Source organism: Kitasatospora sp. MBT63 (assembly GCF_000710465.2).
GTDB lineage: Bacteria > Actinomycetota > Actinomycetes > Streptomycetales > Streptomycetaceae > Kitasatospora.
Genome location: NZ_JAIZ01000291.1, coordinates 1 through 7068, shown reverse-complemented (window position 1 = coordinate 7068; position 7068 = coordinate 1). Strand labels below are relative to the sequence as shown.

The 7068-nt window shown below is 75.9% G+C and carries 7 protein-coding genes; 2 read left to right on the top strand and 5 right to left on the bottom strand.

Annotated elements, in window-relative coordinates:
• A partial coding sequence (locus AA75_RS18010; protein ID WP_033821097.1) for a peptidoglycan-binding protein occupies window positions 1-277 on the top strand: 277 nt, incomplete at its 5' end.
• On the opposite strand, the gene AA75_RS18005 is transcribed toward AA75_RS18010, so the two are convergent.
• From AA75_RS18005 to AA75_RS17985, 5 genes are all read right to left on the bottom strand, one after another.
• A complete protein-coding gene (locus AA75_RS18005; RefSeq protein ID WP_033821096.1) occupies window positions 270-947 on the bottom strand; it encodes a TrmH family RNA methyltransferase in 678 nt (225 codons plus the stop codon). The two genes, AA75_RS18010 and AA75_RS18005, sit on opposite strands and share 8 nt — an antisense overlap.
• Window positions 944-3079: an FUSC family protein gene (locus AA75_RS18000; RefSeq protein WP_033821095.1), complete on the bottom strand. Its 2136-nt coding sequence runs from the start codon at window positions 3077-3079 to the stop codon at window positions 944-946. The genes AA75_RS18005 and AA75_RS18000 overlap by 4 nt, the downstream gene beginning before the upstream one ends.
• A 9-nt stretch (window positions 3080-3088) precedes the next feature.
• On the bottom strand, window positions 3089-4063 hold the full coding sequence (locus AA75_RS17995; protein ID WP_233289070.1) for an HTTM domain-containing protein: 975 nt from the start codon (window positions 4061-4063) through the stop codon (window positions 3089-3091).
• Window positions 4064-4224: 161 nt separating this feature from the next.
• Window positions 4225-4854, bottom strand: coding sequence for a DUF5819 family protein (locus tag AA75_RS17990; protein WP_082526606.1), 630 nt, complete (start codon window positions 4852-4854; stop codon window positions 4225-4227).
• Window positions 4855-4980: 126 nt separating this feature from the next.
• Window positions 4981-6129, bottom strand: coding sequence for a rhodanese-like domain-containing protein (locus tag AA75_RS17985; RefSeq protein ID WP_063794385.1), 1149 nt, complete (start codon window positions 6127-6129; stop codon window positions 4981-4983).
• Between the two features lie 365 nt (window positions 6130-6494).
• Here AA75_RS17985 and AA75_RS17980 point away from each other — a divergent pair.
• A partial coding sequence (locus AA75_RS17980) for a PAS domain-containing protein (RefSeq protein WP_033821093.1) occupies window positions 6495-7068 on the top strand: 574 nt, incomplete at its 3' end.

Below are 7068 nucleotides of genomic sequence, written 5' to 3'. Positions count from 1 at the left end.
GGCGCCCGCGCCCGTCCCGCCGCCGCCCGGACCGGCCGTCCCGGCCTTCCCCGGCGCCGCCGCGTTCGGCCCCGGCCGGGTCGGCCCGGCCGTGCAGCAGCTCGGTGAGCAGTTGGTCCGCAAGGGCTACGGCCGCTCCTACACCGAGGGCCCGAGCCCCGAATGGGGCGAGGCGGACCGGCTCAACGTGCAGGCGTTCCAGCGGGCGCAGGGCTGGTCCGGGGCCGACGCCGACGGGTACCCGGGCCCGGAGACCTGGCGGCTGCTGTTCAGCTGACGGCCGGGGCCGCCGCGCCGTGCACCCGCACCCAGGCGTGCATGGCGATGGCGGCCGCCGCGCCCGCGTTGATCGAGCGGGTCGAGCCGTACTGGGCGATCGAGCAGACCGCGGTGGCGTGCTCCCAGGCGGCCTCGGTCAGGCCGGGGCCCTCCTGGCCGAACAGCAGGACGCAGCGCTCGGGCAGCTCGAAGGTCTCGATCGGCACGGCGCCGGGCAGGTTGTCGATGCCGATCAGCGGCAGGTCCTCGGCGGCGGCGAAGGCGGCCAGCGAGGCGACGTCCTCGTGGTGGCGCAGGTGCTGGTAGCGGTCGGTGACCATGGCGCCGCGCCGGTTCCAGCGCCGGCGGCCGACGATGTGCACCTGCTCGGCCAGGAACGCGTTGGCGGTGCGCACCACCGAGCCGATGTTGAAGTCGTGCTGCCAGTTCTCCACCGCGACGTGGAAGCCGTGCCGGCGGGTGTCCAGGTCGGCGACGATCGCCTCGTGCGTCCAGTACCGGTAGCGGTCGGTCACGTTGCGGCGGTCGCCGGCGGCCAGCAGCTCCGGGTCGTAGTGCGGTCCGGCCGGCCACGGCCCGGGGTGCGGGCCCACGCCGATCTCGCGGTCGTCCGGCGTGAAGGCCTCGTCGTACTGCTCGCCCGTCAGGGGCACACCCGTCTTCGTCACGCCTTCGAGGGTACGGGCCCCGCCACCCGGCGCGGCCGGACGGCCTTCTCCAGGTCGGCGACGGCCTGCATCAGCAGCCTGGCCCCGCCGCGGGCGACCGCGACCCGGTCCTCGGCCCCGGTCTCCGGCGGCAGGGTGGCGAGCACCTCGTCCCAGGTCTCGTGGGCGGCCCGGAGGGCGGAGAAGTCCGCCGGGTGCCCGAGCAGGATGGCGGCCGCCGCGATGGCGGTGGAGTCCCGCAGTTCCTCGGCGAAGGCGGCCGTGCCGGGCAGCGGCGGGCTGTCGGCGGCCGGCAGGTGGGCCTCCATCAGCACGGTGGAGCGGCCGAGCAGGCCGACGGCGGCCCGGGCCCGGTCGAGCTGCTTGCGCGGCAGCTCGGTCAGCCGGTCGGGGTCCCGGTGCGGCTCGGCGTCGGCCCGCTGCTGGGCCTCGAGCATCTCGGAGCGGGCCTCGCGGACGTCCAGCAGGGTGTCCCGGACGATCCGGGTGTGCCGCTCGTCCGGCTCGCCGAGGGCGGCGACCACCGCGGCCGCGTACCGGCCGACGGCGGCCAGCCACTCGGCCAGCCGCTCGGGCAGCCGGGCGGTCTGCCAGGTGGGGAACAGCGCGTAGGCGCCGAGCGCGAGGGCGCCGCCGAGCAGGGTCATGGCGATCCGGTCCACCGCGGTCTGGGTCGGGTCGACGTCCTCCAGGCCGAGCAGGAACACCACGTACCCGGAGATGCAGGCGGTGGCCAGCGCGTACCCGGTGCGCAGGGTCAGGTAGGCGCCGGCGATGAAGACCACGGCCAGCGCCGCCGACACCCACTCGCCCGGGTCGGCCAGCCGGACCACCAGGGTGGCGACCAGGACCCCGGCGACCGTGCCGGCCAGCCGGGCGACGCCCCGGCTGTAGGTCTGCGCGAAGTCCGGCCGCATCACCATGGCGGCGGTCAGCGGCGCCCAGTAGCCGTGCCGCACGCCCAGCAGCCGGGCCGCCAGGTAGGCGCCGGTGACCACGCAGGACAGCCGGACGGCGTGCTGGAAGACGGCGGCGTGCGGGTCGAGCTGGCGGCGTACCGTGCGCAGCGCCGAGGGCACCACCCGCAGCAGCGGCGGCCGGTGCAGTCCGGGGCCGCGGGCCGGGCCGGTCACGGTCGAGCGGTCCTGCTTGTCCAGGTTGTCGACGGCCTTGCCGAGCAGGCCGGACAGCCGCCGGGCGGAGCGGCGGGCCGCGCCGCGCAGGCCGGGCCCCTCGTCCGGGCGCAGCAGGGCCAGGGCCGGGGTGGAGCGCGGCGGCCGGTACGGATCGCCGGAGCGGACCGCGCGGGCCAGGGCGTCCAGGACCTCGGCGGCGGCGGCCAGGATCTCGCGCGCCCGGTCGCGTTCGGGCCCTTCGGCGGCCGCGCCGACCCGGGGGTCGGCGAGCGCGGCCAGCGCCGGGCGGACCCGTTCGGCGATGCCGCGCAGCCCGCGCATCTCGGGCGGCCGGTGGCGGGCCTGCCAGGGGGTCAGGGCGGCCGCCTGCCGGGCGAGGATGAAGGGCTCCGGGTCGACGTGCGCGGTGGGGTCCTGGCGCAGCCGACGGGCGTAGTCGGCGAGCGCGGCGTAGGTGTCGGCGAGCGCGTCGCGCTGGGCGCCCCAGCTGTCGACCGGCCAGAGGGTGACCACCAGGGCCTGGGCGGCGCCGCCGACGGCGCAGAGCGCTCCGTGGCCGAGGGCGGTCTCCACGCTGACGGGCAGTTGGACGACGACCAGCATCACCGAGACCGTGGTCGCGGCGACCACCCCGCCGGTCGGTCCGATCGCCCACATCATGCCGGCGCCGAACGACCAGAGCGCGAGCAGCACCGGGAAGGCGCCGGGGACGCCGACCGCCAGGTAGCCGAGGAAGGTGCTGATCCCGAGGCCCAGGCCGGCGGCGACGGCGAGCGAGGTGCGCGGCCGGAAGCTGCGCTGGAAGGTGGCGGTGCCGGCGATGAAGGCGCCCATCGCGGCGGAGGTGGCGAGCGAGGGTCCGGCCAGCGCCAGGGTCGGGAAGACCACCAGGGCGACCGCGACGGCGCCGCGGACGGCTCGCCGGGGGTCGGACAGGGTCCGGTCCAGGGTCAGTCCGGCCTTCGCGGTGTCACGAAGTGAGGCGAACCAGGACATGACGGGAGCTTAGCCGCTGGCCGGCTGCCGCTCCTCGCTCCCGCGCTCGGCGGCCGGGGCGTCCGTCCGTCCGCTACCCCGCCGGGCCGCCGTCCTGGCAGCGAGCCCGGCCGCCAGCCGGCGCTCGGTCCACAGCAGCGCGGCCGTCGGCAGGAAGACCGCGTCCGCCGCGATCATCGCGAGCGAGAAGAACGGCAGCCCGAGCACGACCGCGATCGCCAGGTGCTCGGCCATCATCAGCGCCAGCAGCGCGTTCTTCAGCCGCCGGTTGGCCAGCGTGAAGGGGAACCCGACCTGGAGGATCACCGTGCCGTAGGAGAGCAGCACGGTCAGCAGCAGGCTGGAGCCGAGCAGGCCGGACAGCGCCGGCCAGGGGGTGAAGTAGTCCAGGTGCAGCGGGTAGTGCAGGGCGGTGCCGTCCTGCCAGCGCGTGCCCTGCACCTTGTACCAGCCGGCCGTGGAGTAGATCAGCACCACCTGTACGGCGATCACCGCCATGCCGCAGTTGTGCACCATGGTGGCCAGCGCGTCGAGCACCGCCCGCGGCTCGCCCACCGGGCCGCGCGGCGGGCGCCGCCGGGCCCGGCGGGCGTCCAGTGACCAGTACCGGCCGCAGCGCACCAGCACCAGGTAGAGCGCCATCAGGTGGACCACGTTGTCGCCGCCGTCACCGACCAGGACGTTGCGGTTCTGCAGCGAGACGGCGGTGACGGCGAACAGCACGCCGGTCGCCCTGGTCCGCCAGCCGAGCGCCAGCAGCACGGCGGCCAGCAGGCCCAGGTGGTAGACCAGTTCGAACCAGAGCCTGGTGTCGGACCAGGTGAGCACGGTGAAGGCATGGGTCTCGCCGATCAGCCGGCCGGCCAGCTCGGCCGACCAGGGGGAGCGGTCGCCGTACAGCTCGCGCCGGTTCGGCCACTCGCGCAGCAGGAAGCCGCCCCAGGCCAGCGCGATGCCGATCCGCACCACGGCCGCCTGGCGGATGAGCCAGCTGCGCGCGGTGAAGGCGTCGAAGAGCCGCTCGAAGCGGGTCGGCGGCGCGGGTCCGTCCGGCTGCGGCCGGGCGTCGGCAGCGGCCCCGACGTCGGCGTCGGCACCGGCGTCGGCCGGCCGGGGGTCCGCCGCCCCCGGCGGTATCGGGCCGCTCACCCCAGCCCCCGGTAGTCGGCCTCTTCCACCGGCCACCACGGCAGTTCCTGGTACTGGACCGCGGTGTCGGTCTGCTCGGGGCTCCAGGACGGCGGGGCGATGGCGGCCGAGCCGAACCGGAACTGGATCTGCACGACCCGCTCACCGCCGACGGTCCGGCCGAACCGCTGCAGCGCGATCCGCTCGAGGTACTCCTCGGCGAGCCTGCCGCGGGTCCCGACCGGGGCGCCGTCCTGCTCGGGGTGGGTGGTCCGGTAGAAGTCCAGCGCCCGGCGCAGCATGTTCTGGTCCAGGTGGCTGGGGGCCGGGTTGCCGCGGATCGCGGCGACGTCCTCGGCGGTCAGGCCGACCCAGTCGCGGGTGGTCACCCGGCTGTCCCCGTCGATGGTCTGCACCCGGGCGTCCACCGTGAGGTTCTGCTGCAGCGGGTTGGGCGCGAACAGCTTCCAGTTCTGCTCGAACTCCGGGTAGACCACCGCGTCGAGCTCCCGCTGGTACTGGCGGGAGACCGCGTTGGCGGGCGCGACGTGCAGGAACAGCGCCCCGAGGAAGAGCCCGGTACCGCCGAGCAGCCCGGCCCCGGACAGGCAGATCACCAGCAGGGCGGGGGTGGACCAGACGCGCACACCGCCTCCTCCCACGGACTCCCCAACGGATCACCGGTGCTGTCGCCCGGTCATCCTGCCCCACCCGGGCCGTCGGCGACAGGGGCGTCCTCCGTCACCGCCGCGGCGGCCCGGCCCGACGGGCCGTCACAGGACGTAGGCGTCACGGCCCCCGGTGCCGGTCATCGGACGGCCGGCCGCCTCCCAGGCGTACATGCCGCCGTCCACGTTGACCGCCTCGCGGCCCTGCGCCACCAGGTACTGGACGACCTGCGCGGAGCGGCCGCCGACCCGGCAGAGCACGTACAGCTTCTCGTCGGGCAGCTCGTCGAGGCGGGCGATCACCTCGCCGATCGGGATGTGCAGCGCGCCGTCGACGTGCCCGGCGTCCCACTCGTCCTGCTCGCGGACGTCGAGCAGCGCGGCGTCGGCGGGCACCGAGGCCGCGTCGGTGGTGGGGATCTGCTGAGCGAACATCGTCCGGTTCTCCTGGGGTTCACGGGATTGGCCATCACCATTGTGACCGGGGTCGCCGAGCAGCCGCTCCAACTCGGCCCGCTGTCCGGCGGCCCGGGCGAGCAGGCTGTCGGCCAGCTCCTCCAGCAGCCGCTCGGGCTCCTGCGGGGCGAGCAGCAGCAGCTCGCCCATCGGGGTGCGCTCCAGCCGGACCTGCTCGGCGGCCAGCCGGCCGATCTTGCCGGTCAGCCACTCCAGCCGCTGGCGCAGCCAGTCGGGCCGCTCGGGCGCGTCGGCGGCCGGGGCCGTCTCGGGGTCGGTGGACCACTCCTCGGCGAGCTGCTCCAGGGCGGCGGTGTCGCCGTGCGCGTACGCCTCGTTGACCCGGGCGATGAACGCCGAGCGGCGTTCCTGCTCGGCCGGGTCGGTGGCCAGGTCGGGGTGGGCGCGGCGGGCCAGCTCGCGGTAGACCCGCTGGGCCTCCCGGTCCGGCCGAACCTTGCGGGTGGGCTCCGGCTCCAGCTCGCGCAGCAGCTCGTCGGTGGGTTCGGGGGCGGCCGGGGGCTCGACCCGGGCCCGGGCCTCGGCGGCCCGGCGCAGGTCCTCGGGATCGCCGCTGCGGGCGGCGACCGCCTCGGCGATCAGCGCGTCCAGCTCGTCCAGGCTCGCGTAGAGCGGGCCGAGCAGCTGGTGGTGGACCAGCGCGAAGTTGTCGATCTCGACCCGTAGGGTCTCCACATCGACCTCGAGGGTCAGCCAGGCCAGCTCGGTCGCGGCGACCTGCTCCTCCAGCCGCTCCCGCTCGGGGTCACTCCACCGTGCCGGGCTCTCCGTGCTCACCTGCTCGCCTTCGTCCGGTCGACCTGGGTCCGGCCTGCCACCCTACCCAAGCACCCGCAGCGGTGAACCGCCCACGCGAACGGGTGAACCCGAGGCGCGCTCCGGCGCACGCGGGGTGACACGCAACTGATACTTACGAATCTCCTCGATTCGCTGTTGGACCCGGCCCGGTCCGTGCTTCGCTGGAGGGCGCACCAGGTTGCACCGCACGTACGGACGAGTGCCGAACGGCCAGCTGCACGGCACACCCCGGTACGGGCGGAACAGGACAGGCAGGAGCGGCCGGAGACGAGGAAGCCCAGCACGCCGCCCCGACGACGGGTCCGTCGCACGGCACGGCGGCCAGGCGGGAGCAGACCGGATCCATGGTGGACGAGCCCAACTCCACACCGCGGCCAGGAGCCGATTCACCGCTGCCACCGGGCGGCCCGGCGCCGGCCGGCGCCCACCCCGCGGGGGTGGTGGCGCTGCTGCGGGTCGCCTCCGTCCTGGTCGACCCGGACGGCCGGATCGCCCAGTGGGACCGCACCGCGGAGGAGCTGTTCGGGCACCGCGCGGAGGTCACCTGCGGGCGCACCGCGATCGGGCTGCTGCCCGCCGTCGAGCCGCGCGCGGAGACCGCCGGGCCGCTGCCGCCCGGCGCCGGGCACCGCTGCGACGCCTTCTCCACCCTCGACGACCTGACCCAGCTGGACACCCCGTGGGCCGGCGCGATGGCCGTCTGCGACCGCGAGGACCGGCTGCGCGACATCCTCTGGTGGGCCTACCCGCTGATCGAGCCGGCCGGCCGCGGGCTGCTGGTACTGGCCGCCGACGCCCGGCCGCTGCGCACCACCGGCCTGCGGATCGCACTCGGCGAGCGCCTGCTGCCGTACGCGCAGGCGCCGACCGCGGCCGGACGCCCGCTGCGGGTGGCGGCCGCGCTGGCCCCCGCCGCCG